25 protein-coding genes are annotated in these 23,714 nt (G+C 69.3%); 21 read left to right on the forward strand and 4 right to left on the reverse strand.

Annotation, left to right across the window (positions count from 1 at the left end):
* The first annotated feature begins 5 nt into the window (after nt 1-5).
* The 8 genes from FFS15_RS17250 (at nt 6) to FFS15_RS17285 (ending at nt 9,583) form a co-directional block, all read left to right on the forward strand.
* Nucleotides 6-821: a DUF2993 domain-containing protein gene (locus FFS15_RS17250; RefSeq protein ID WP_137846289.1), complete on the forward strand. Its 816-nt coding sequence runs from the start codon at nt 6-8 to the stop codon at nt 819-821.
* A 156-nt stretch (nt 822-977) separates the two neighbouring features.
* The gene (lysA, locus tag FFS15_RS17255) at nt 978-2,432 is read left to right on the forward strand and encodes a diaminopimelate decarboxylase (protein ID WP_249354184.1); all 1,455 of its coding nucleotides are present in this window, start codon (nt 978-980) and stop codon (nt 2,430-2,432) included.
* Nucleotides 2,429-3,739, forward strand: a complete 1,311-nt coding sequence (locus FFS15_RS17260; protein WP_137846291.1) for a homoserine dehydrogenase — start codon at nt 2,429-2,431, stop codon at nt 3,737-3,739. The genes lysA and FFS15_RS17260 overlap by 4 nt, the downstream gene beginning before the upstream one ends.
* Before the next feature lies 1 nt (nt 3,740).
* The gene (gene thrC / locus FFS15_RS17265) at nt 3,741-4,829 is read left to right on the forward strand and encodes a threonine synthase (RefSeq protein ID WP_137846292.1); all 1,089 of its coding nucleotides are present in this window, start codon (nt 3,741-3,743) and stop codon (nt 4,827-4,829) included.
* Nucleotides 4,826-5,773 (forward strand): homoserine kinase, encoded by a 948-nt coding sequence (gene thrB, locus FFS15_RS17270; RefSeq protein ID WP_137846293.1) that lies wholly within the window; start codon nt 4,826-4,828, stop codon nt 5,771-5,773. Before thrC ends, thrB begins: the two co-directional genes overlap by 4 nt.
* Before the next feature lie 194 nt (nt 5,774-5,967).
* Nucleotides 5,968-7,998, forward strand: coding sequence for a transcription termination factor Rho (gene rho / locus FFS15_RS17275; RefSeq protein ID WP_212743185.1), 2,031 nt, complete (start codon nt 5,968-5,970; stop codon nt 7,996-7,998).
* Between the two features lie 26 nt (nt 7,999-8,024).
* Nucleotides 8,025-9,104, forward strand: coding sequence for a peptide chain release factor 1 (prfA, locus tag FFS15_RS17280; RefSeq protein ID WP_137846294.1), 1,080 nt, complete (start codon nt 8,025-8,027; stop codon nt 9,102-9,104).
* Nucleotides 9,105-9,172: 68 nt separating this feature from the next.
* The gene (locus tag FFS15_RS17285) at nt 9,173-9,583 is read left to right on the forward strand and encodes a hypothetical protein (RefSeq protein WP_137846295.1); all 411 of its coding nucleotides are present in this window, start codon (nt 9,173-9,175) and stop codon (nt 9,581-9,583) included.
* Nucleotides 9,584-9,610: 27 nt separating this feature from the next.
* Here FFS15_RS17285 and epsC read toward each other — a convergent pair whose 3' ends face one another.
* The 3 genes from epsC to cysK (FFS15_RS17300) are packed head-to-tail and all read right to left on the reverse strand — an operon-like array spanning nt 9,611 to nt 12,106.
* Nucleotides 9,611-10,192 carry a serine O-acetyltransferase EpsC gene (gene epsC / locus FFS15_RS17290; protein WP_137846296.1) on the reverse strand — a complete coding sequence of 194 codons (582 nt, stop codon included), beginning with the start codon at nt 10,190-10,192 and terminating at the stop codon, nt 9,611-9,613.
* On the reverse strand, nt 10,189-11,142 hold the full coding sequence (gene cysK, locus FFS15_RS17295; RefSeq protein ID WP_137846297.1) for a cysteine synthase A: 954 nt from the start codon (nt 11,140-11,142) through the stop codon (nt 10,189-10,191). Before cysK (FFS15_RS17295) ends, epsC begins: the two co-directional genes overlap by 4 nt.
* Nucleotides 11,143-11,167: 25 nt before the next feature.
* On the reverse strand, nt 11,168-12,106 hold the full coding sequence (gene cysK, locus FFS15_RS17300) for a cysteine synthase A (protein ID WP_137846298.1): 939 nt from the start codon (nt 12,104-12,106) through the stop codon (nt 11,168-11,170).
* Nucleotides 12,107-12,223: 117 nt separating this feature from the next.
* On the opposite strand from cysK (FFS15_RS17300), the gene prmC reads away from it, so the two are divergent.
* The 13 genes from prmC (at nt 12,224) to FFS15_RS17365 (ending at nt 23,264) form a co-directional block, all read left to right on the forward strand.
* The gene (gene prmC / locus FFS15_RS17305; protein WP_171013259.1) at nt 12,224-13,102 is read left to right on the forward strand and encodes a peptide chain release factor N(5)-glutamine methyltransferase; all 879 of its coding nucleotides are present in this window, start codon (nt 12,224-12,226) and stop codon (nt 13,100-13,102) included.
* Between the two features lie 33 nt (nt 13,103-13,135).
* A complete protein-coding gene (locus FFS15_RS17310) occupies nt 13,136-13,822 on the forward strand; it encodes an L-threonylcarbamoyladenylate synthase (RefSeq protein WP_137846300.1) in 687 nt (228 codons plus the stop codon).
* Nucleotides 13,819-14,988 (forward strand): MraY family glycosyltransferase, encoded by a 1,170-nt coding sequence (locus FFS15_RS17315; RefSeq protein ID WP_137846301.1) that lies wholly within the window; start codon nt 13,819-13,821, stop codon nt 14,986-14,988. Before FFS15_RS17310 ends, FFS15_RS17315 begins: the two co-directional genes overlap by 4 nt.
* The gene (locus FFS15_RS17320) at nt 14,985-15,506 is read left to right on the forward strand and encodes a hypothetical protein (RefSeq protein WP_137846302.1); all 522 of its coding nucleotides are present in this window, start codon (nt 14,985-14,987) and stop codon (nt 15,504-15,506) included. The genes FFS15_RS17315 and FFS15_RS17320 overlap by 4 nt, the downstream gene beginning before the upstream one ends.
* Nucleotides 15,507-15,634: 128 nt before the next feature.
* On the forward strand, nt 15,635-16,429 hold the full coding sequence (atpB, locus tag FFS15_RS17325; protein ID WP_171013260.1) for a F0F1 ATP synthase subunit A: 795 nt from the start codon (nt 15,635-15,637) through the stop codon (nt 16,427-16,429).
* 43 nt (nt 16,430-16,472) lie between these two features.
* On the forward strand, nt 16,473-16,706 hold the full coding sequence (atpE, locus tag FFS15_RS17330; RefSeq protein WP_137846304.1) for an ATP synthase F0 subunit C: 234 nt from the start codon (nt 16,473-16,475) through the stop codon (nt 16,704-16,706).
* A gap of 31 nt (nt 16,707-16,737) precedes the next feature.
* Nucleotides 16,738-17,289 carry a F0F1 ATP synthase subunit B gene (locus FFS15_RS17335; protein WP_137846305.1) on the forward strand — a complete coding sequence of 184 codons (552 nt, stop codon included), beginning with the start codon at nt 16,738-16,740 and terminating at the stop codon, nt 17,287-17,289.
* A complete protein-coding gene (locus FFS15_RS17340) occupies nt 17,289-18,080 on the forward strand; it encodes a F0F1 ATP synthase subunit delta (RefSeq protein ID WP_137846306.1) in 792 nt (263 codons plus the stop codon). The genes FFS15_RS17335 and FFS15_RS17340 overlap by 1 nt, the downstream gene beginning before the upstream one ends.
* Before the next feature lie 62 nt (nt 18,081-18,142).
* Nucleotides 18,143-19,780, forward strand: coding sequence for a F0F1 ATP synthase subunit alpha (gene atpA / locus FFS15_RS17345; protein WP_137846307.1), 1,638 nt, complete (start codon nt 18,143-18,145; stop codon nt 19,778-19,780).
* Nucleotides 19,781-19,799: 19 nt separating this feature from the next.
* Nucleotides 19,800-20,696: a F0F1 ATP synthase subunit gamma gene (locus FFS15_RS17350; RefSeq protein WP_137846308.1), complete on the forward strand. Its 897-nt coding sequence runs from the start codon at nt 19,800-19,802 to the stop codon at nt 20,694-20,696.
* A gap of 22 nt (nt 20,697-20,718) precedes the next feature.
* A complete protein-coding gene (gene atpD / locus FFS15_RS17355; protein WP_137846309.1) occupies nt 20,719-22,179 on the forward strand; it encodes a F0F1 ATP synthase subunit beta in 1,461 nt (486 codons plus the stop codon).
* Nucleotide 22,180: 1 nt separating this feature from the next.
* The gene (locus FFS15_RS17360; protein WP_137846310.1) at nt 22,181-22,441 is read left to right on the forward strand and encodes a F0F1 ATP synthase subunit epsilon; all 261 of its coding nucleotides are present in this window, start codon (nt 22,181-22,183) and stop codon (nt 22,439-22,441) included.
* A gap of 73 nt (nt 22,442-22,514) precedes the next feature.
* Nucleotides 22,515-23,264, forward strand: coding sequence for a peroxide stress protein YaaA (locus tag FFS15_RS17365; RefSeq protein WP_137846311.1), 750 nt, complete (start codon nt 22,515-22,517; stop codon nt 23,262-23,264).
* Here the strand turns inward: FFS15_RS17365 and FFS15_RS17370 are convergent.
* On the reverse strand, nt 23,261-23,714 hold a 454-nt coding region (locus FFS15_RS17370; RefSeq protein ID WP_137846312.1), incomplete at its 5' end, for a DUF4282 domain-containing protein. The two genes, FFS15_RS17365 and FFS15_RS17370, sit on opposite strands and share 4 nt — an antisense overlap.

Genomic DNA, 23,714 nt, shown 5'->3' on the forward strand with positions numbered 1-23,714 from the left:
CACCGATGACCTCGGGCGATACCCAGCCGACCCAGCCGCTGCCCGACTGGCAGCCCGCCGCTGAGCCCCGCCGCCGTCGCCGGATCTGGCCATGGCTCGTCGCGCTGGTGGTCGTCGTCGTGCTCGGGATCGTGGCATGGTTCGTCGCCGAGTCGATCGCGAGAGACCTCGTGACGACGACGATCCGCGACGAGGTCGTCGCACAATTGGATCTCCCCGCCGACCAGCAGGTCGACGTCGAGGTGCCGGGCACGATCATCCCGCAGCTGATCGCCGGGAGCCTCGACGAGGTGACGATCAGCTCGGACGACGTGCCCATCGGCGGATTCACGGGTGATGTCACCGTCACCGCGCAGGACGTCCCGATCCGCGGTGGCGACATGGGTGGCGCTGCGGCCACCGTGACCCTCGACGAGGAGCAGCTGCGCGCGATCATGGCGACCGTCGACGGCTTCCCCGCCGACACCCTCGGCCTCGCGGAGCCCGACGTCACGTTCTCGACCGAGCTCTCGCTGTTCGGCGTCGGGATCCCCGTCGGCGTCTCGCTCACCCCGCAGGCGGTGGAGGGCGACCTCGTGCTCACGCCGTCGGCGATCGAGCTCGCCGGCGCCGATGTCAGCGCTGATCGGCTCCGCGATCAGTTCGGCGTGCTGGCCGATGTCGTGCTGAAGGACTGGACCGTGTGTCTCGCGGAGTACCTGCCGGCAGGCGTCACGGTGACCGGGGTCCAGGTCGACGGCGAGCAGCTCGTGGCCGACCTCGACGTCGACGGCGGCATCGTCTCCGACCCCGAACTGCAGGCGATGGGCACGTGCGAGTGAGCGCGCGTCGGCGTGTGTCACACGGCACGGGCCTCGAGAGCACCGTGCTCTAGACTGCAAGGACTGTCCGGCCGTGTGTCAACCGGCCGCGGCGATCTCGCTGGTCCGGCCGTCCGGACGCCCCCGAACCAGAGCTCGAACCGATTGGCCCCACCCGTGTCCGCCGCCTCGCAGTCCGCAACGACGGCTCCGTCGTGGCTTCGCGTGCCCGACGACGCGAACGCTCTCGTCGAGAAGGTGTGGCCGGTTTCGGCATCGCGACGCGATGACGGCGTGCTCCTCGTCGGCGGCTTCCCCGCCACGACCCTCGCCGACCGCTTCGGCACGCCGCTGTGGGTGCTCGACGAAGACGAGGTGCGGGCGCAGGCGCGTCGCACCCTCGACGCCTTCCGCGCCGCCGCCGGGCTTCACGGCGCACAGGCTCGCGTGTACTACGCCGGCAAGGCGTTTCTGAGCACCGAGGTCGTGCGCTGGGTCACCGACGAGGGACTCGCCGTCGACGTCTGCACCGGGGGCGAACTGGCTGTAGCCCTCGCGGCCGGCGCGGATCCCGCGCGACTGGGGTTCCACGGCAACAACAAGAGCGTGGCCGAACTCGAAGCCGCGGTCGCTGCCGGAGTCGGCTCGATCGTGATCGACAGCCCGGTCGAGATCGAACGACTCGCCGCGATCGTCGAGCGGCGCGGTGTGACGCAGTCGGTCCTGCTGCGTGTCAACAGCGGCGTGCATGCCGAGACGCACGACTTCCTCGCCACCGCGCACGAGGATCAGAAGTTCGGCTTCACCCTGACCGACGCCCCGGCGGCGGTGGCGCGGATCCGTGAGGTCGGCGGGCTCTCGCTGGTCGGGCTCCACTGTCACATCGGCTCGCAGATCTTCGGCACGACCGGGTTCCAGGAGTCCGCCTCGCGCATCGTCGAGCTGCACGCGACCCTCCTCGATGGCGGGGCGCTGCCGGTCCTCAACCTCGGCGGCGGCTTCGGCATCGCCTACACCTCGGCGGACGATCCGACCCCGATCGAAGAGCTGGCTATCGGCATCGCCGACGCCGTCGCCCGCGAGTGCGAGGTGCGCGGCATCCCGATGCCGAACCTCGCGTTCGAGCCCGGGCGTGCGATCGTCGGGCGTGCCGGGATCACCCTCTACGAGGTCGGCACCACCAAGCCGGTCTCCCTCGACGGCGGCGAGACGCGGCACTACGTGAGCGTCGACGGCGGAATGAGCGACAACGCGCGCCCCGCGCTCTACGGCGCCGACTATTCCGCGCGGATCGCCTCGCGCACCAGCGACGCCGATCCGGTGCTGGTGCGCGTCGTCGGCAAGCACTGCGAGTCCGGCGACATCGTGGTCGACGCCGAGTACCTGCCGGGCGACGTCGCACCGGGCGACCTGCTCGCCGTGCCCGCGACCGGCGCGTACTGCTTCTCGCTCGCGAACACCTACAACTACGTCCCCCGCCCGCCCGTCGTGGCGCTGCGCGGGGGAGAGGCGCGCGTGATCGTGCGCGGCGAGACGATCGACGATCTGCTCGCGCGCGATGCCGGCGTCGACCACACCCCAGGAAAGAGGATGGACATGCCTGCACTGAGCGAGCGGAGCGAGACGACGTGACGGACTACCGCCGCCTCCGCGTCGCGCTTCTCGGCGCCGGGGCCGTCGGCTCGCAGGTCGCCGGTCTCCTGCGCCAGCACGGCGACGAGCTGGCCGACCGCGCCGGAGCGACCCTCGAGCTCGTCGGCATCGCCGTGCGCGACATCGACGCGCCGCGCGAGGTCGACCTCCCGCGCGAGCTGCTGACGACCGACGCCGAGTCGCTGATCATCGGCGCCGACATCGTCATCGAGCTGATGGGCGGCATCGAGCCCGCTCGCACGCACATCCTGCAGGCGATCAACTCCGGCGCCGACGTCGTGACGGCGAACAAGGCGCTGCTGGCGACCCACGGCCCCGAGATCTTCGACGCCGCCGACCAGGTGGGCGCCGAGGTCTACTACGAAGCCGCCGCCGCCGGCGCGATCCCCATCATCCGGCCGCTGCGCGACTCGCTCGCCGGCGACCGCGTGCAGCGGATCATGGGCATCGTCAACGGCACGACGAACTACATCCTCGACCGCATGGACACCGAGGGCGCGGACTTCGCCGACGTTCTCGCCGACGCCCAGCGCCTCGGGTACGCCGAGTCCGACCCGACGGCAGACGTCGAGGGGTACGACGCGGCGCAGAAGGCCGCGATCCTCGCGAGCCTCGCCTTCCACACCACCGTGCCTCTCGACGCGGTTCACCGCGAGGGCATCACCGCGATCGACAAGGCGATGATGGATGCCGCGCGCCACGCCGGCTACGTCATCAAGCTGCTGGCGGTGTGCGAGCGCCTCACGGGCGAGGCATCCGAAGAGTCGATCTCGGTGCGGGTCTACCCGGCGCTCATCGACCGCGCCCACCCGCTCGCGAGCGTGCACGGCGCGAACAACGCCGTGTTCGTCCAGGCCGAGGCCGCGGGCAACCTCATGTTCTACGGCGCCGGCGCCGGCGGCGTGCAGACCGCGTCGGCCGTGCTCGGCGACGTCGTCTCGGCCGCCCGTCGGCACATCGCCGGTGGCGTGGGTGTGGGGGAGTCCACGCTCGCGAATCTGCCGATCGTCCCGGTGGGGCGCGTGACGACCCGTTACCAGATCACCCTCGAGGTCGACGACCGCCCGGGTGTGCTCGCAACGGTCGCCGGCATCCTGAGCGACGGGCGCGTTTCGATCGCGACCCTCGAGCAGACCGTCGTCGGCAGTGACGAGTCGGGCGTCGCTCGACTGGTGATCGGCACTCACAAGGCTTTGGAGCAGGACCTCAGCGAGACGGTCGACCGTCTCGCCGCGAGCGGCGTCGTGGAGCGCGTCGTCTCGGTTCTGCGTGTGGAAGGAGACTGACATGGCTCATGTTTGGCGCGGAGTACTCCGCGAATACGCGGACCGTCTGGGCGTCACCGACGCGTCGACCGTGGTGACCCTCGGCGAAGGCGGCACGCCGCTGCTGCCAGCGGCATCGCTGTCGCGGCGCACAGGCGCCGACGTCTGGGTGAAGTTCGAGGGTATGAACCCGACCGGATCCTTCAAGGACCGCGGCATGACGGTCGCGCTCTCACGCGCGGTCGAGCACGGCGCGAAGGCCGTCATCTGCGCGTCGACCGGCAACACGTCGGCCTCCGCGGCCGCGTACGCCGCGCACGCGGGCATCACCGCCGCGGTGCTCGTGCCCGAGGGCAAGATCGCGATGGGCAAGCTCAGCCAGGCCGTCGCGCACAACGGGCGCCTCATCCAGATCCGCGGCAACTTCGACGACTGCCTCGAGATTGCACGCGAGCTCGCCGACCACTACCCGGTGCACCTCGTCAACTCCGTCAACCCCGACCGCATCGAGGGGCAGAAGACCGCCGCCTACGAGGTCGTCGAGGTGCTGGGGGACGCCCCCGACTTCCACTTCATCCCCGTCGGCAACGCCGGCAACTACACCGCGTACTCGCGCGGCTACCGCGAAGAGGCCGAGCGCGGCGTCTCGACCCGGGTGCCCCGCATGTTCGGTTTCCAGGCCGAGGGCTCGGCTCCGCTCGTGCGGGGCGAGATCGTCAAGAACCCCGAGACGGTCGCCAGCGCCATCCGCATCGGCAACCCCGCGTCGTGGGACCTCGCCCTCGAGGCGCGCGACGCCACCGACGGCTGGTTCGGAGCCATCGACGACGACCGCATCCTCGCCGCGCAGAAGCTGCTCGCGAGCGAGGTCGGCATCTTCGTCGAGCCGGCATCCGCAATCAGTGTCGCGGGCCTGCTCGACCGCGCCGAGGCCGGGGTGATCCCCGCGGGCTCGCGCGTCGTGCTCACCGTCACCGGTCACGGCCTCAAGGACCCGCAGTGGGCTCTTCGCAACGCCGACGGCACTCAGGTCGAGCCGACGGTCGTCGACGCGACGACGTCGGAGGTCGCCTCCGTTCTCGAACTCGCTCCCGTGGGCGCGCAGGCGTGAACGCAGCCGTCGTGCCGGAACCCGGGCGTCGTGTCGTCGTCCGCGTCCCCTCGACGAGCGCGAACCTCGGACCCGGGTTCGACACGCTCGGCCTCGCGCTGAGCGTGTACGACGAGCTCGACGTGACGGCTCTGCCCGAGGGCGAGCTCGAGATCGAGATCACCGGCCACGGCGCCGAAGACGTGCCCCGCGACGCGTCGCACCTCGTGGTGCGCTCGATCGCGTACGCGTACGAGGCGATGGGACGACGGATGCCGGGCCTGCGGCTCGAGGCGCACAACGTCATCCCGCACGGCCGCGGACTCGGCTCATCCGGAGCAGCCGTCGTCTCTGGCCTGCTGGCCGCCAAAGGCCTCCTCGCGGGCGAGGTCGAGATGGGGCCGGACACGCTGCTGCGCCTGGCGACCGAGCTCGAGGGCCATCCCGACAACGTCGCGCCCGCGCTGTTCGGCGGGCTCACGATCGCGTGGGTCGACGAAGACGGCCCGCAGCACAAGAAGCTGCTTGTGCACCGCGGCGTCTCGCCGCTGGTGTTCGTCCCCGACTTCACGATGTCGACCGAGGTCGCGCGCAGCCTTCAGCCCCTGCAGGTGCCGCGCGAAGACGCCGTCTTCAACGTGTCGCGCTCGGCGCTGCTGATCGCCGCCCTCACGCAGAGCCCCGAGCTGCTGCTGGCCGCGACCGCCGACCGGCTTCATCAGAACTACCGCGCCCAGGCCATGCCCGAGACCGATCGGCTCGTGCAGGCCCTGCGTGCCTCGGGCTTCGCGGCCGTGGTGTCGGGGGCAGGCCCGAGCGTCCTGGTCCTCGCCGACGGACCGGGCAGGCGCCTCGAGGCGGCCGCTCTCGCGGCATCCGTCTCCGACACCCCGTGGGAGGCGCACATGCTCGCCGTCGATTTCAAGGGTGGTACAGTGAGGGAGTACGCGGAGGGTTCCACGTAAGTCGTGAATCTGGCCTCCGTCGCATTCTGCGAAACCCCGCACGGCCCCCCATCCTGCTGACGGTCTCTGAGCACCATCGCGGTTCTTGAGTCCATCGACAGGTCCCCGAGTCATCGAAGGGGTCGGGCAGACGCCTGCTGACAGTGCGTCTCGTGCGGTCGTGCATATTCCATTCGTTTCACAAGGGAGAACTCGTGGAGTCCATCTCCGAGATCCACACCGATGCCCCCGTCGACGAGCGCGTCGACGCGCCCGAAGGCGCTGAGGACATCCAGACCGTGACCGAGGCCGCCGAGGCCGCCCCGGTCGAGACCGCCGCGACGGAAGAGGCAGCGCCCGAAGAGGCGCCGGTCGAAGCCGACGCCGTCGAGTCCGCAGCCGAGGCTGAGGTCGTCGTCGCCGACGCCGAGCCCGAAGCGGCAGCCGTCGTCGAGGCTGAGGCGCCCGTCGTCGAGGCACCCGTCGCGAAGGCGCCGCGCAAGCGCGCGCCGCGTCGTGCCAAGAGCACCGATGTGCCCGCAGCGGATGCCGCGCCGGCACCGGCTGAGACTTCCGTCGAGGCTGAGGCGCCCGCCGAGGCTGCTGCGCCCGTCGACGCCGACGCGGCAGCATCCGTCGACGCACCCGCCGAGGTCGTCGTCGAGGCGCCCGTCGAGGTCGTCGTGGACGCACCCGCCGACGTCGAGGCCGCTCCGGTGGCCGAGACCCCCGCTGACGACGCGACCGAGGCGCCCGCCGCCGAAGGCACCGCCGACGAGGCCTCGACCGACGAGACCCCGTCGCGCAGCCGCAGCCGCAGCCGCAGCCGCAGCCGCAACCGCGGTCAGAACGGTCAGGCTGGGAACGGCCAGGCCCAGGGCGGCCAGAACCAGAACGCCCAGAACCAGGGCGCTCAGAACCAGAACACCCAGAACGCCCAGCAGGCTCCGAGCCAGCAGTCGGCCGACGCCGACGACGACCAGTCGCAGGCCGGCGGCCGTGGCCGTCAGCGCAACAAGCGCCGCACTCAGCCCGGCGACGAGTTCGAGACCGAGATCGGCGAGGACGACGTCCTCATCCCGATCGCCGGCATCCTCGACGTGCTCGACAACTACGCCTTCGTCCGCACATCGGGCTACCTCCCGGGCACGAGCGACGTCTACGTCTCGCTCGGCCAGGTGAAGAAGTACAACCTCCGCAAGGGCGACGCCGTCGTCGGCGCGATCAAGCAGCCGCGCGAGGGCGAGCAGTCGAGCCGCCAGAAGTACAACGCGCTCGTCAAGGTCGACGCGATCAACGGTCTCTCGGTCGAAGACGCCGCGACCCGCGTCGAGTTCGGCAAGCTCACGCCGCTCTACCCGCAGGAGCGCCTGCGCCTGGAGACCGCGCCCGAGAAGCTGACGCAGCGCATCATCGATCTGGTCGCCCCGATCGGCAAGGGCCAGCGCGGCCTCATCGTCGCGCCCCCGAAGGCCGGCAAGACCATCGTGCTGCAGCAGATCGCCAATGCGATCGCGACGAACAACCCCGAGGTCCACCTCATGGTCGTGCTCGTCGACGAGCGGCCCGAAGAGGTCACCGACATGCAGCGGACGGTCAAGGGCGAGGTCATCGCCTCGACCTTCGACCGACCCGCCGAAGACCACACCACGGTCGCCGAGCTCGCCATCGAGCGCGCGAAGCGCCTCGTGGAACTCGGTCGCGACGTCGTCGTGCTGCTGGATTCGATCACGCGCCTCGGCCGCGCCTACAACGTCTCGGCGCCGACCTCCGGTCGCGTGCTCAGCGGCGGCGTGGACGCCTCGGCGCTCTACCCGCCCAAGCGCTTCTTCGGCGCCGCGCGCAACATCGAGAACGGCGGATCGCTCACGATCCTCGCGACCGCGCTCGTGGAGACCGGCTCGAAGATGGACGACGTGATCTTCGAGGAGTTCAAGGGCACCGGCAACAGCGAGTTGCGCTTGTCGCGTCAGCTCGCCGACAAGCGCATCTTCCCGGCCGTCGACGTGAACGCGTCGAGCACGCGCCGCGAAGAGATGCTGCTGTCGGCCGACGAGGTCAAGATCACCTGGAAGCTTCGTCGGGCGCTGGCAGGCCTCGACCCGCAGCAGGCTCTCGAGGTCGTCCTCGGCAAGCTCAAGGAGACCGGCTCGAACGTCGAGTTCCTCGTGCAGATGCAGAAGTCGATCCCGACGCCTGCGAGCGGCGGCGGTCACAGCCACGCGCACGACAACAGCATCCGCTGAGCGGAGCCGCCGTGTCCGAACCCGCGATGTTCGATTCTGCACGCGCGCTGATCGAGGAGCACGCGGCCGTCCAGGTCGAGCTCTCCGATCCGGCCGTGCACGCCGACGCCGCGCGCGCGAAGCGGGTGAACCGGCGCTACGCCGAGCTCAGCCGCATCGTGAAGGCCTACGAGGACTGGGTCGCGGCATCCGATGATCTGGATGCTGCGCGCGAACTCGCGCGTGAGGACGATGCCTTCGCCGAAGAGGTCCCGTCTCTCGAGACGGGCCTCGCGGATGCGCAGGAGCGCCTTCGGCGCCTGCTGATTCCCCGTGATCCCGACGACGCGCGCGACGTCATCATGGAGATCAAGCAGGGCGAGGGCGGCGCCGAGAGCGCGCTGTTCGCGGCTGATCTCCTGCGGATGTACCTCCAGTACGCGGCGTCGAAGGGTTGGAAGACCGAGCTGCTCGAGCGCAACGAGTCCGACCTCGGCGGCTACAAGGACGTCCAGGTCGCGATCAAGGGCTCATCGGCCGATCCCGCGCAGGGCGTGTGGGCGCACCTCAAGTACGAGGGCGGCGTGCACCGCGTGCAGCGCGTGCCGGCCACCGAGTCGCAGGGGCGCATCCACACCTCGACGACGGGCGTGCTCGTCTTCCCCGAGGTCGACGAGCCCGACGAGGTCGCGATCAACCCGAGCGACCTGAAGATCGACGTGTTCCGCTCGTCCGGTCCCGGCGGCCAGTCAGTCAACACGACCGACTCGGCGGTGCGCATCACCCACGTGCCGACCGGGATCGTCGTGTCGATGCAGAACGAGAAGTCGCAGCTGCAGAACCGTGAGGCCGGCATGCGCGTGCTGCGTGCGCGCCTGCTCGCCAAGCAGCAGGAAGAGCGCGATGCGGCGGCATCCGATGCCCGGAAGTCGCAGATCCGCGGCATGGACCGCTCCGAGCGCATCCGCACGTACAACTTCCCCGAGAACCGCATCGCCGACCACCGCACCGGTTACAAGGCGTACAACCTCGACCAGGTCATGGACGGCGCTCTCGAGCCGATCGTCGAGTCGGCGATCCAGGCCGATGAAGAGGCGCGACTGGCTGCCCTCGGCGGGGAAGGCTGACGGAGCCACGGTGTCGGGATCGGCGATCCTGACGCGCGATGGCGGTGCGCGGCGATATCGTCGGCGCCATGATCATCTTCCTCATCCGCACGCTCATCTTCATCGCGTCTGCTGCGCTGGGCCTGCTGATTGCAGACTGGATCCTTCCCGGGTTCGCCATCGACTGGTCGGACTGGGGCGGCTTCGTGCTCTGCGTCCTGATCTTCGCGGTGCTGCAGAGCATCCTCGCCCCGTGGATCGCCACCGTCGCCAAGCGCAATGCGCCGGCGTTCCTCGGCGGCATCGGCATCATCTCCACGCTCATCGCGCTGATCATCGTGGCCCTGCTGCCCTTCGGCGGCTTCATCTTCAGCGAGCCGGTCCTGCTGACGTGGATCCTGCTCCCCGTGATCGTGTGGCTCGTGACGGCCCTCGCGACATGGCTGCTGCCGATGATCTTCCTGAAGAACAAGATCGAGGAGCGTCGCGCCGAGAAGTGAGGGGATGCAGCAGCATCCGGTCCGTCGTCAGATGACGTAGTCGGGAGCGGTGAGGATCGCTCGCGTGTCCTCGCCCACCCGACGCGGGCGGGCCTTCGCGGGAACCCCGACCAGCACGCTGTCGACGGGGGCATCGCGCGTGACGACGGCGTTCGCGCCGACGACGGAGTGCGCCCCGATCGTGATCGGCCCGAGCACCTTGGCGCCGGCGCCGATCGCGACGCCGTCCTCGATCGTGGGGTGGCGCTTGCCGCCCTCGCGCTGGCGACCGCCGAGCGTGACGCCGTGGTACAGCATGACGTCGTCGCCGACCTCGGCCGTCTCGCCGATCACGACGCCCATCCCGTGGTCGATGAAGAAGCGCCGCCCGATGGTGGCGCCCGGGTGGATCTCGATCCCGGTGAGCCAGCGGGTGATCTGCGAACCGGCGCGCGCGAGGAAGCGAACGCGGCGCACCCACAGGAAGTGCCACACGCGGTGGGCCCACAGTGCGTGGAGCCCCGGGTACAGCAGGGCGATCTCGAGACCGCTGCGGGCGGCGGGATCGCGCAGCTTCGCGGCGGCGATGTCCTCGCGCACGCTGAGCAGCGCCCTGCGGACGCGGCTCATGCTTGAGCCTTCTCGGGCTCGCGCAGGTGCTCGTAGAGCGCCGTCGACAGGTAGCGCTCGCCCGAGTCGGGCACGATCACGACGATGCGCTTGCCGGCGGCCTCGGGCCTGGCGGCGATCTCGAGCGCGGCCCACACGGCTGCGCCCGCCGACATGCCGGCGAGGATGCCCTCTCGCAGCGCCAGGTCGCGCGCGACGCGGATCGCGTCGTCGAACTCCACGTCGAAGATCTCGTCGATGACCGAGCGGTCGAGGACCCCGGGCACGAAGTTCGGTCCGATGCCCTGGATGCGGTGACCGCCAGCGCGCCCCTCGGAGAGCATGGGGGAGTCCTTGGGCTCGACGACGGCGATCTTCACGTCGGGGTTGCGCTCCTTGAGCACCTGGCCGACGCCGGTGATGGTGCCGCCGGTGCCCGAGCCGGCGACGAACCAGTCGACGCGGCCGTCGGTGTCTCGCCAGATCTCCTCCGCAGTCGTCCGGCGATGCACGGCGGCGTTGGCGGCGCTCTCGAACTGGCGGGCCAGGATCGCCCCGGGCGTCTCGGCGACGATGCGCTCCGCAGTCTCGACCGCCTCGGTCATGCCCTTGTACGGGTCGGTGAGGACGAGTTCGGCGCCGTATGCCTTCAGAAGCATGCGCCGCTCCTTCGACATGGACGCCGGCATGGTGAGGATCACCTTGTACCCGCGCGCGGCGCCGATGAGCGCGAGCGCGATGCCGGTGTTGCCACTGGTCGACTCGACGATCGTGCCGCCGGGCCGCAGTTCTCCTGCGGCCTCGGCGGCCTCGACCAGTGCGTACCCGAGGCGGTCCTTGACGCTCGAGCCCGGGTTGTAGAACTCGAGCTTCGCGAGCACCTCGCCGCCCAGGCCCTCGGTGAGGGCGTTCAGCCGGACGAGGGGTGTGTCACCGAACGCGGTGGTGATGTCGGAGTGGATGCCGGGCACGGAGCGCCTTTCTCGGAGGAGTCGCTCAATCCTCTCGCAGATCCTCGAAGAGGGCGGTCGAGAGGTAGCGCTCGCCGAACGACGGCACGATCACGACGATGTTCTTGCCCTCGGCCTCGGGGCGCGCGGCGATCTGGAGCGCTGCCCAGATCGCGGCACCCGACGAGATGCCGACGAGGATGCCGTCCTTCGCGCCGACGGCGCGCGCGGTCGAGATCGCGTCGGGGAACTCGACGTCGATGACCTCGTCGATGACGCCCTGGTCGAGGATCGCGGGGATGAAGTTGGGTCCGATGCCCTGGATCTTGTGAGGACCGGGGGTGCCCTTGGTCAGCAGCGGCGAATCGGCGGGCTCGACGGCGATGACCTTCGCTCCGGGCACGCGCTCCTTGAGCACCTGGCCGACGCCGGTGATCGTGCCGCCCGTGCCGATGCCGGCGACGAAGTAGTCGACCTGGCCGTCGGTGTCGCGGATGATCTCCTCGGCGGTGGTCTTGCGGTGGATCTCGGGGTTCGCCTCGTTCTCGAACTGGCGGGCGAGCACGGCGCCCGGGATCTCGGCGACGAGCTCCTCCGCCTTGGCGACGGCGCCCTTCATGCCGCCGGCCGGGTCGGTGAGGACGAGTTCGGCACCGTAGCCCTTGAGCAGCAGCCGGCGCTCGATCGACATCGACGAGGGCATCGCGAGCACGACGCGGTAGCCGCGGGCGGCGCCGACCATCGCGAGGGCAATGCCGGTGTTGCCGCTGGTGGCCTCGACGATGGTGCCGCCCGGCTGGAGCTGCCCCGACGCCTCGGCGGCGTCGACGATGGCGATGCCCAGGCGGTCCTTGACGCTGGAGGCGGGGTTGTAGAACTCGAGCTTGACGATCACGTTGCCGCCCACGCCCTCCGCGACGCGGTTGAGGCGCACCAGCGGGGTGTTCCCGAAGGCAGCGGTGATGTCGGGGAGGATGCCGGTCATGTCGGGCCTTTCGCATATGGGCGTGTTGCGCAGACAACTCTAGGGCGGCGGGTGGGCTGTGAGTCCTTGTGTGACAACGAACCCGAACCCGTGGTGCGCCTAGGCTGGATGCCGCTCATGGCTGTCTCAGATCCCCCCACCCTTCTCGGCCCGGCGCTGCGCAGCGCCGCCGCCCGTCTCGCCGCCGCCGGCGTCGCCGACCCCGAGGTCGACGCCGAGCTGCTCGCCGCTCACGTGCTGGGTGCCGGGCGCGGGGGAGTGCAGGCCGCTGCGATCCGCGGCGACGCGTTCGGGCCCGCGGATCTCGCTCGCTTCGACGCCCTCGTGACGCGGCGCGCGACGCGCGAGCCGTTGCAGCACATCACGGGGTCAGCACCCTTCCGCCACCTCGAGCTGAGCGTTGGTCCGGGTGTCTTCGTGCCCCGACCCGAGACCGAGATCGTCGCGCAGATCGCGATCGACGCGCTCCGCGCGGCCGCCTCACCCGCGCCGATCGCCGTCGACCTCGGCACCGGCAGCGGTGCGATCGCGCTCGCGATGGCCACCGAGGTGCCGCACGCCCGCATCTTCGCCGCCGAGAACTCCGTCGACGCCTTCGTGTGGACGAAGGAGAACTTCGCAAAGTGTGCAGACGACAACGCCACTCTCGCGTTCGTCGACCTCGAGCACGCGTTCCCCGATCTCGACGGCACCGTCTCGGTCGTCGCGTCGAACCCGCCGTACGTCCCCGATGCCGCGATCCCGCGTGATCCCGAGGTGCGCTTCTTCGACCCGCCGGCTGCCCTCTACGGCGGCGCAGACGGGCTCGATGTCATCCGCGTGCTGAGCGGGGTCGGACTCCGCCTCGCGCATCCGGGCGGGGTGATCGTCATCGAGCACGGCGAGTGGCAGGGCGAGGCGATCCGCGGCATCCTCGACGCCGATGGCTGGCGGGCGAGCGCGACGCACCCCGATCTGACGATGCGCGATCGCGCCACGACCGCCGTCCGACCGTGATCGCGCAGGGTTCCCGCCTACAATCGGGGTGACATGTCCCCGATCTTCGATTGCCGAGACGAGGCGCAGCTTCTCACCGGCCTGCGTCAGGCGCGCCAGGCCATCGGCCGCGGCGAGCTCGTCGTCCTCCCCACCGACACCGTGTACGGCGTCGCCGCCGACGCTTTCGACGCACGCGCGGTGACCCGGCTGCTCGCGGCCAAGGGACGCGACCGTCAGTCGCCGCCTCCCGTCCTCGTCGCCGGAGTCACGACGCTCCGGGCGCTCGTGGCAGAAGTGCCCGAAGCGGTCGAGCGGCTCGTCGAGGCGTTCTGGCCCGGCGGACTCACGATCGTGCTGCCGGCGCAGCCGTCGCTGTCGTGGGATCTCGGCGAGACCCGCGGCACGGTCGCGGTCCGCATGCCCGCGCACCGCATCGCGCTCGAGCTTCTCGAAGAGACCGGTCCGCTCGCCGTCTCCAGCGCCAACCTCACCGGCGTCGCCGCTGCGATCACCGCGGAGGACGCCGAGGGGATGCTGGGCGACAGCGTCGCCGTCTACCTCGACGGCGGTCCGTCGGCGACCGGGATCGCCTCGACGATCATCGACGCGACGAGTCTGGTGGGCTCGGACGAGCCGATGGTGCGGGTGCTGCGCGAGGGCGCCGTCAGTCGCGACCAGCTGCGCGCCGTGCTGGTCGACCTGCTCGAGCCGGACCCGGACGACCCGGACTCCCCGTGAAGCAGTACGTCTTCACGATCCTCTTCACCGCGACCGTGACCTTCGTCCTCGCGTGGAGCGTGTGGCGACTGAGTCTGCGGTACAAGCTGTATCCCGGCATCCGCGAGCGCGACGTCCACAAGACGCCGACGCCGCGCCTCGGCGGCATCGCGATGTTCCTGGGCGTGATCGCGGCGTTCCTCGTGTCGTCGCAGCATCCGTTCTTCTCCATCGTGTGGGCGCAGCCGCAGCAGATCTGGGCGATCCTCGGGGCGACCGCCCTGATCGTGGTCGTCGGCGTCGCCGACGACGTGTGGGATCTCGACTGGATGATCAAGCTCGGCGCGCAGTTCCTCGCCGCCGGCATCATCGCCTGGTTCGGCGAGCTGCAGATCTATTCGCTGCCGATCGGGGGACTGGCGGTGGGATCGAGCTGGGTGAGCTTCACCCTCACGGTCTTCTCGATCGTGGTCGTCATGAACGCCGTCAACTTCATCGATGGCCTCGACGGACTCGTCGCCGGCGTCTGCCTCATCGCGAACGGGATCTTCTTCGCCTACTCGTACCTGCTCGTGCGCGACACCGGCGCGAGCACGTACTTCACGCTCGCATCGTTCATCGCCGCCGTGCTCATCGGCGTCTGCGCGGGATTCCTGCCGATGAACTGGAGCCCCGCGAAGCTGTTCATGGGCGATTCCGGCGCGCTCATGCTGGGGCTCCTCATGGCGTGCTCGGCCATCGCGATCACGGGTAACCTGCCGCCGGCGATCGTCGGCGACAACGACGAGTTCGGCCGCTCGCAGCTGCTGGGTGCCTTCATCCCGATCCTGCTGCCCGTGGTGATCGTGCTCCTGCCGCTGCTGGACTTCGGTCTCGCCGTCGTCCGCCGCATGAGCAAGGGCAAGTCGCCGTTCTCGCCCGATCGCAAGCACCTGCATCACCGGATGCTGGACATGGGACACTCCGATCGCGACGCCGTGCTGATCTTCTACGCCTGGACGGCGATCGTGAGCCTCTCGGTACTGCTGATGTACATCGGCACGACCGAGGAATGGCCGGGCGACTACCTGCTCGGCGTCGTCTTCGGTGTCGTCGGCATCGTCGCGTGCCTCGTCGTCACCCTCACGCCTTCACGCCGCGCCGCCGCGGCATCCGCCACCGATCCCGTCCTGGAGGACGCCCGATGAACGCCACACCCACCCCCGCTCCCAGCGCTCCCATCTCGAGCACTCCGATCCTGCGGACCGTGCTGGTGTGGTCGGCCGCCGTCACCGGCGCCCTGGCGATCATCGGAGCGATCGTGGGCTACCTCGTCGCCGGCGCCGAAGGCATGTGGAGTGCGCTGCTGGGCGTGCTGATCGCGGCGATCTTCCTCGCGATCACCGGAGCCAGCATCCTCATCGCCAACCGCTGGTACGGCGATCCGCTGTATGTGCAGCTGTTCTTCGCGATCGTGCTGGGCGGCTGGATCCTGAAGTTCGTGGTCTTCATCGTCGCGCTGCTGCTGCTGCGCGATCAGCCGTGGATCTCGCCGACGGTGTTCTTCGTCTCGATCGTCGTCAGCGTGCTCGCCTCGCTCGTGGTCGACGTCGTCGTCATGCTCCGGATGCGGGTTCCCCATGTGAGCGACATCGAACTGCCCACCGATCCCGAAGCCGGGGACCGCGTGGACGAGCGGGGGGACTCAGGAGCCCCGCGAGTTTGATAGGCTGATTCCCGCGCCCGCCGCTCGAATGCTGAGCCCCGCGGAGTGACGCTCACCGACCATCGTCGCAACGGTTCTACGCCGGTGCCCCGAAGCTGGAGCCAGCGCTGTTTACTCAAGCTGCGACCCTGATCGCCCCCCTTGCCGCTGACGCACCCCCCGAGTTCCACGGGCCGTCGATCGACGAGTTCTTTCCCGAGATCCTCTTCGAAGCGTTCGGCGTCATCCCCGTCCACCGGATCCACCTGATCCAGTTCCTCGCGACGATCGCGATCGTGCTGATCTTCTGGCTCGGCACGCGCCGCATGAAGATGGTGCCCGGCCGCTTCCAGAGCCTCGTCGAGATGGGCCTGGACTTCGTTCGCGTCAACATCGGTGAAGACCTCCTGGGCAAGAAGGACGCCCAGCGCTTCCTGCCGATCCTCACGACCATGTTCTTCATGGTCCTGTTCATGAACATCACGGGCATCATCCCGTTCCTGAACATCGCCGGAACGAGCATCATCGCGGTGCCGCTGACGCTCGCGATCGTCAGCTACGTCACCTTCATCTACGCCGGCATCAAGAAGAGCCCGAAGAACTTCTTCAAGAACTCGCTCTTCCCGTCGGGTGTGCCGTGGCCGATCTACGTGATCGTGACGCCGATCGAGCTCATCTCGACGTTCATCATCCGTCCGGTCACCCTGACGCTCCGACTCCTCATGAACATGATGGTCGGCCATCTGCTGCTGGTCCTCTTCTTCGCGGCGACCCAGTTCTTCGTCGTCGACCTCGGCGGCTGGTGGAGTCTGCTCGGCGCGGGCAGCCTCGCCTTCGGCTTCGTCTTCACCCTGTTCGAGATCCTGGTGGCCGTCCTCCAGGCGTACGTCTTCGCTCTCCTCACCGCGGTCTACATCCAGCTCGCGGTCGCGGAAGAGCACTAAGCGGGTCGGCTCACAGCCGCCCTCAACCGAAAGGAAAAAATCCGTGGACGCAACTACGGTTCTCGCCGAGCTCAGCGGCAACGTGGCCACGATGGGCTACGGCCTCGCGGCGATCGGTCCGGCCATCGGCGTGGGCATCGTCGTCGGCAAGACGATCGAGGGCGTCGCCCGTCAGCCCGAGCTGGCCGGCCGCCTCCAGGTCCTCATGTGGATCGGTATCGCCTTCACCGAGGCGCTCGCCTTCATCGGCATCGCGACCTACTTCATCTTCATCTGATCGCACCGATTCCCAGCCTTAAGGAGACAGGATGCTGAACGCTCTTGTCGCGTACGCCGCGGAAGAGGGGGCTGCGCCCAACCCGCTCATCCCCGCGTGGTACGACATCATCTGGTCGTCGGTGTGCTTCATCGTCATCCTCTTCATCTTCTGGAAGGTCGCCCTTCCCCGGATGAAGACGATGCTCGACGAGCGCTCCACGGCGATCGAAGGCAACATCGCCAAGGCCGACGAGGCCCAGCGCAAGGCCGAGGCCGCGCTCGAGGAGTACACCTCGCAGCTCGCCGAAGCGCGCAAGGAAGCCGGTGAGATCCGCGACGCCGCCCGTGAGGACGGCAAGAAGATCGTCGCCGAGGCGAAGGATGCCGCAACCGCCGAGGCTGCTCGTCTGACCGCTTCCGCGCACGCGCAGATCGAAGCCGAGCGCCAGTCGGCGTTCGTATCGCTGCGCAGCGAAGTGGGCACGCTCGCCCTCGATCTCGCCGGTGGCGTGATCGGCGAGACGCTGTCCGACGACAAGAAGGCCCAGGCCGTCGTCGACCGCTTCCTCGCCGAGCTCGAGGCCGAAGGGGCCAAGGCGTAATGGGCAGCGCGACCACTCAGGCCCTCGCGGCGACGACGTCGGCGCTCGGCGCCGCGTCGGGTGTCGATCTCGACGTGGCGGGCGAGCTCTTCGCCGCGGCGCGCGCCGTGGGCGACTCGTCGCAGCTGAGCGGCGCGCTCGCCGACTCCGCCGCGCCCGTCGAGGCTCGTCGCCAGGTCGTCGCAGGTGTCTTCGGCCCGGCCGTGAAGCCCACGACGGCGTCGCTGCTGACCACCGTCGTCGAGCAGCGATGGTCATCGGCCGCAGACCTCGTCGACGGGATCGTCGAGCTCGGGGTCCGTGCGGCCGCGATCGCCGCGCCCGAGGCCGACGTCGAGGCCGAGCTGTTCCGCTTCTCGCGGACCGTCGCCGAGAACCCCGAGCTCGAGCTCGCGCTCGGCGGTCGCCTCGGCGACTCCGCCGCGAAGGGAACGCTCGTCGAGACGCTGCTGGCCGGTCGCGCGAGCGCGGCTGCGACGCTCGTCGCGGCATCCCTCGTCCGTCAGCCGCGTGAGCGGCGCGTTCGTCAGCTGCTGGCGCACGCGATGAAGACGGTCGCCGACCAGCGCGGACGCACCGTCGCGACGGTCTACAGCGCCGCCGCCCTCAGCGACCTGCAGATCCAGCGGCTCGCCAAGACCCTGTCGGCCCGCTACGGCGCCTCGGTCACGCTCAACACCGTCGTCGACCCGACCGTCGTCGGCGGGCTGCGCGTGCAGATCGCCGACAACGTGATCGACGCGACCGTGTCGTCGCGCCTCGCCGACCTCCGCCAGCGACTCGCCGGCTAGCACTGACTTCCCGCCGCAGGCGGAGACTTCGGGGCCTCGTCCCCACCGAACGAAGGAAAACCATGGCAGAACTGTCAATCAGCCCGGATGCGATCCGTGACGCGCTGAAGGATTTCGTCGCCGCCTACGAGCCCACCGGGGCAGCGGCGACCGAGGTCGGCACCGTCATCGACGCGGCCGACGGCATCGCGCACGTCGAGGGACTGCCCGGCGTGATGGCGAACGAGCTCGTCACGTTCGAGGACGGCACGCTCGGCCTCGCACAGAACCTCGACGAGCACGAGATCGGTGTCGTCGTGCTGGGCGAGTTCTCCGGCGTCGAAGCCGGCCAGCCCGTCTCCCGCACCGGCGAGGTCCTCTCGGTCGCCGTCGGCGAGGGCTACCTCGGCCGCGTCGTCGACCCGCTCGGCAACCCGATCGACGGTCTCGGCGAGATCGCGAGCGAAGGCCGCCGTGCCCTCGAACTGCAGGCGCCCGGCGTCATGCAGCGCAAGAGCGTGCACGAGCCGCTGCAGACCGGCATCAAGGCCATCGACGCGATGATCCCGGTCGGCCGCGGCCAGCGCCAGCTCATCATCGGCGACCGCCAGACCGGCAAGACCGCGATCGCGATCGACACGATCATCAACCAGAAGTCGAACTGGGAGTCGGGCGACGAGAACAAGCAGGTCCGCTGCATCTACGTCGCGATCGGCCAGAAGGGCTCCACGATCGCCGCCGTCAAGGGCGCGCTCGAGGACGCCGGCGCGATGGCGTACACGACCATCGTCGCGGCTCCCGCCTCCGACCCCGCCGGCTTCAAGTACCTCGCCCCCTACACCGGCTCGGCCATCGGCCAGCACTGGATGTACCAGGGCAAGCACGTCCTCATCATCTTCGACGACCTGTCGAAGCAGGCCGAGGCCTACCGTGCCGTGTCGCTGCTGCTGCGCCGCCCGCCGGGCCGCGAGGCGTACCCCGGTGACGTCTTCTACCTGCACTCCCGTCTGCTCGAGCGCTGCGCGAAGCTGTCGGACGAGCTCGGCGCGGGCTCGATGACGGGTCTCCCGATCATCGAGACCAAGGCCAACGACGTCTCCGCGTACATCCCGACCAACGTGATCTCGATCACCGACGGCCAGATCTTCCTGCAGTCCGACCTCTTCAACGCCAACCAGCGTCCCGCGGTCGACGTGGGCATCTCGGTGTCGCGCGTCGGCGGTGACGCCCAGGTCAAGTCGATCAAGAAGGTCTCCGGCACGCTCAAGCTCGAGCTGGCCCAGTACCGCTCGCTCGAGGCCTTCGCGATGTTCGCGAGCGACCTCGACGCGGCATCGCGTCGTCAGCTGGCCCGCGGTGCGCGCCTGACCGAGCTGCTCAAGCAGCCGCAGTACTCGCCGTACCCGGTGGAGGAGCAGGTCGTCTCGATCTGGGCCGGCACCAACGGCAAGCTCGACTCGATCGAGGTCGAGGATGTGCTGTCGTTCGAGCGCGAGCTGCTGGACTACCTGCGTCGCAACACCACCATCCTCGACACGCTCCGCGACACGAACGTCCTCGACGACGACACCGCCGCAGAGCTCGCGAAGAAGACTGACGAGTTCATCCTCGAGTTCCGGGCCGGCAAGGGCCAGACGATCTCGCAGCCCGGCCACGAAGAGGTCGCCGCTGCCGAGGCCGACGACGTGAACCAGGAGAAGATCGTCAAGGGCCGCCGCTAGGCGACACCGGACAAGGACAATGGGCGCACAACTGCGGGTCTACAAGCAGAAGATCAATTCTGCTCAGACGACCAAGAAGATCACGAAGGCGATGGAGCTCATCGCGGCTTCGCGCATCCAGAAGGCGATGGCGCGTGTGCGCGCGTCGTCGCCCTTCGCGCGTGCCGTGACGCGGGCCGTCTCCGCCGTGGCGACGCACTCCAACGTCGAGCACCCGCTCACCCGTGAGCGCGAGGTCATCAGCCGTTCGGCGGTCGTGATCTTCGCTTCCGACCGCGGCCTCGCCGGTGCCTTCAACTCGCAGATCCTCCGTGAGGGTCTCGAGCTCGCGGAGCTCCTGCGTCAGCAGGGCAAGGAGCCGGTGTTCTACCTCGTGGGCCGCAAGGCCGTCGGGTACTTCCAGTTCCGGCGCATGCCGAGCGCTGCGGAGTGGACCGGCGACACCGACACCCCGCACTTCACCACGGCGGAGGAGATCGCGGCGGTGCTGCTGGACGCGTACGACCGCGGTGGCGTCGACGGCGGCGTGGACGAGATCAACCTCGTCTACAACCGCTTCGTCAGCATGATGACGCAGACCCCCGAGACGGTGCGCCTGCTGCCGCTCGAGGTCGTCGAGGCCGATGAGGCCGCGACCGCTCAGGTGTACCCGCTCTACGAGTTCGAGCCGGACGCGGAGACGGTGCTCGACGCGCTCCTGCCGGTGTACATCCAGAGCCGTGTCTTCAACGCGCTCCTGCAGTCGTCGGCCGCGAAGCACGCCGCGACGCAGAAGGCGATGAAGTCCGCCAGCGACAACGCCGACAAGCTCATCACCGACTACACCCGCCTGCGCAACAACGCGCGCCAGGCCGAGATCACGCAGCAGATCGCCGAGATCGTCGGCGGCGCCGACGCTCTGGCGTCGGGCAAATAGACCACACGAAAGAGAAGAAGCCATGAGCCTCACCGCCGAGAATACGGACGTGAAGACGGAAGCCCTGGCCGTCGGGCGTGTCGCCCGCGTCACCGGGCCCGTCGTCGACATCGAGTTCCCGCATGACTCGATCCCCGACATCTACAACGCGCTGAAGACCACCATCGTCCTCGATGGCGAGAGCACCGAGATCACGCTCGAGGTCGCGCAGCACCTCGGCGACGACCTCGTCCGCGCGATCTCGCTCAAGCCGACCGACGGCATGGTCCGCGGCCAGGAGGTGCGCAACACCGGCGGCCCGATCACGGTCCCCGTCGGCGACGTCACCAAGGGCAAGGTCTTCAACGTCATCGGCGAGGTCCTCAACGCCGAGCCGGGCGAGAAGATCGAGATCACCGAGCGCTGGGGCATCCACCGCAAGGCCCCGAACTTCGACCAGCTCGAGTCGAAGACGCAGATGTTCGAGACGGGCATCAAGGTCATCGACCTGCTGACCCCGTACGTGCTCGGCGGCAAGATCGGCCTGTTCGGCGGTGCCGGTGTCGGCAAGACCGTCCTCATCCAGGAGATGATCCAGCGCGTCGCGCAGGACCACGGCGGTGTGTCGGTGTTCGCCGGTGTCGGCGAGCGCACGCGTGAGGGCAACGACCTCATCCACGAGATGGAGGAGGCGGGCGTCTTCGACAAGACCGCGCTCGTGTTCGGCCAGATGGACGAGCCGCCGGGGACGCGTCTGCGCGTCGCGCTGTCGGCCCTGACGATGGCGGAGTACTTCCGCGACGTGCAGAAGCAGGACGTGCTGCTGTTCATCGACAACATCTTCCGCTTCACGCAGGCCGGCTCCGAGGTCTCGACGCTGCTGGGCCGCATGCCCTCCGCGGTGGGCTACCAGCCGAACCTCGCCGACGAGATGGGCGTGCTCCAGGAGCGCATCACCTCGACGCGCGGTCACTCGATCACCTCGCTCCAGGCGATCTACGTCCCCGCCGACGACTACACCGACCCGGCGCCGGCGACCACCTTCGCCCACCTCGACGCCACCACCGAGCTCTCCCGTGAGATCGCGTCGAAGGGTCTGTACCCCGCCGTCGACCCGCTCACCTCGACGAGCCGCATCCTCGACCCCCGCTACATCGGCGCCGACCACTACCGTGTCGCCACCGCCGTCAAGCAGATCCTCCAGAAGAACAAGGAACTGCAGGAGATCATCGCGATCCTCGGTGTCGACGAGCTCTCGGAAGAGGACAAGATCGTCGTGTCTCGTGCACGCCGCATCCAGCAGTTCCTCTCGCAGAACACCTACATGGCGAAGAAGTTCACCGGTGTCGAGGGTTCGACGGTCCCGATCAAGGAGACCATCGAGTCGTTCGACGCGATCGTGAAGGGCGACTTCGACCACGTCGCCGAGCAGGCCTTCTTCAACGTCGGCGGCATCGGCGACGTCGAAGAGCGCTGGGCGCAGATCCAGAAGGAGAACGGCTGACATGCCGCTCAACGTGAGTCTCGTCTCCGCTGACGCGGAGGTGTGGTCCGGCGAGGCGTCCCTCGTCGTCGCCAAGACCGTGGTCGGCGAGATCGGCTTCATGCCGGGCCACGAGCCGATCCTCGCGATCCTCGCCGAAGGCCAGGTGCGCATCACCCAGTCCTCGGGCACGAAGATCGTCGCGAACGCGCAGGACGGGTTCCTCTCCATGGAGGGCAACGAGCTCACGATCGTCGCCGGCAACGCGGCGCTCATCTCCTGACCAGACAGCACGCAGTCACGACGGCCGGTCCCACGCGGACCGGCCGTCGTGCTTTCCCCGGAGTCCGTCGCCCATGCTGATCCTGCTTCCCCCCTCCGAGACGAAGCGGCCCGGAGGATCTCGGCGTCCGCTCGACGTCGCCTCACTCGCGCTGCCACAGCTCGCACCGCAGCGCGAGGCGGCCGTCGACGCCCTCGTCGCCCTCTCGGCAGATTCCGACGAGGCGGTTCGCGTGCTGAAGCTGGGGGCGACCCAGCTCGGCGAGGTCGCGGTGAACGCGGGGCTGCGTGACGCACCCACGATGGCTGCTGTGGAACGCTACACGGGCGTCCTCTATGACGCGCTGGACGCGGCATCCCTCGATTCCGCCGCACGCCGCTGGGTCGGCGCGCACGTGCTCGTGCATTCGGCGCCGTTCGGTCCGGTCGGCGCCCTCGATCCCATCCCCGCGTACCGCCTCGGCGCCGCGGCATCGCTGCCGGGGCTCCCACCGCTTCGTCGCGTGTGGGCGGATGCCGTCGCCGCAGCGATCGAGGCGCTCGTGCCGCGGTTCGTGCTCGACCTCAGATCCGAAGCGTACGTCGCGCTCGGTCCGGTACCGGCATCCGTCGCCTCCTCCTACGTCCGCGTCGTGACCGAGGGCGAGGGGGGAGCGGTCCGTGCGCTCAACCACTTCAACAAGCACGCCAAGGGCGCGCTGGTGCGCCGGCTGGCAGAGGAGCGCCCGCGCGTCGCGTCGCGCGCGGGGTTCGTGCGGTGGGCGGATGCCGCGGGCCTGCGCGTCCGCGACGGCGCGCCCGGCGAGCTCGAGCTCTTCGCCTAGCCCTTCGTGTTCTCGGCCGTACGCTCGGTGTTCTCGGCGATGGCGATGAGGGCGACGACACCCTCGATCACGAACCTCAGCAGGATGATCGAAAGGAATGTGACGATCGGCACGATGATCACCGTCGCGACGATCAGGCTGACGCCTGCGCCGGGGTTCGGCCACAGCAGCGCGATGCCGCGGATGAGGCCGCCGATCAGGTACACGAGGAAGCCGATGCCGATCGCGACGAGACCGACGAGGTAGAAGGCACTGGCGAGCCGGCGCGTGATGAACGTGCGGAAGCTGAGGTCGAAGAGTGCCGAGAAGAATCCTCGACCGAGTTCGGACGGGTCGCCGGTCGACGGAGCCGGCACGCCGGTGTCGTCGGGGTCGACGGCCGGGTCGTAGCCGGGCTGCGAGGCGGGGGCGGCGGGTGCCGTGGCCTCGCGCGCGGCGTCGGCGGCAGGG

This window comes from Microbacterium sp. 2FI (assembly GCF_005502885.1).
Lineage (GTDB): Bacteria > Actinomycetota > Actinomycetes > Actinomycetales > Microbacteriaceae > Microbacterium.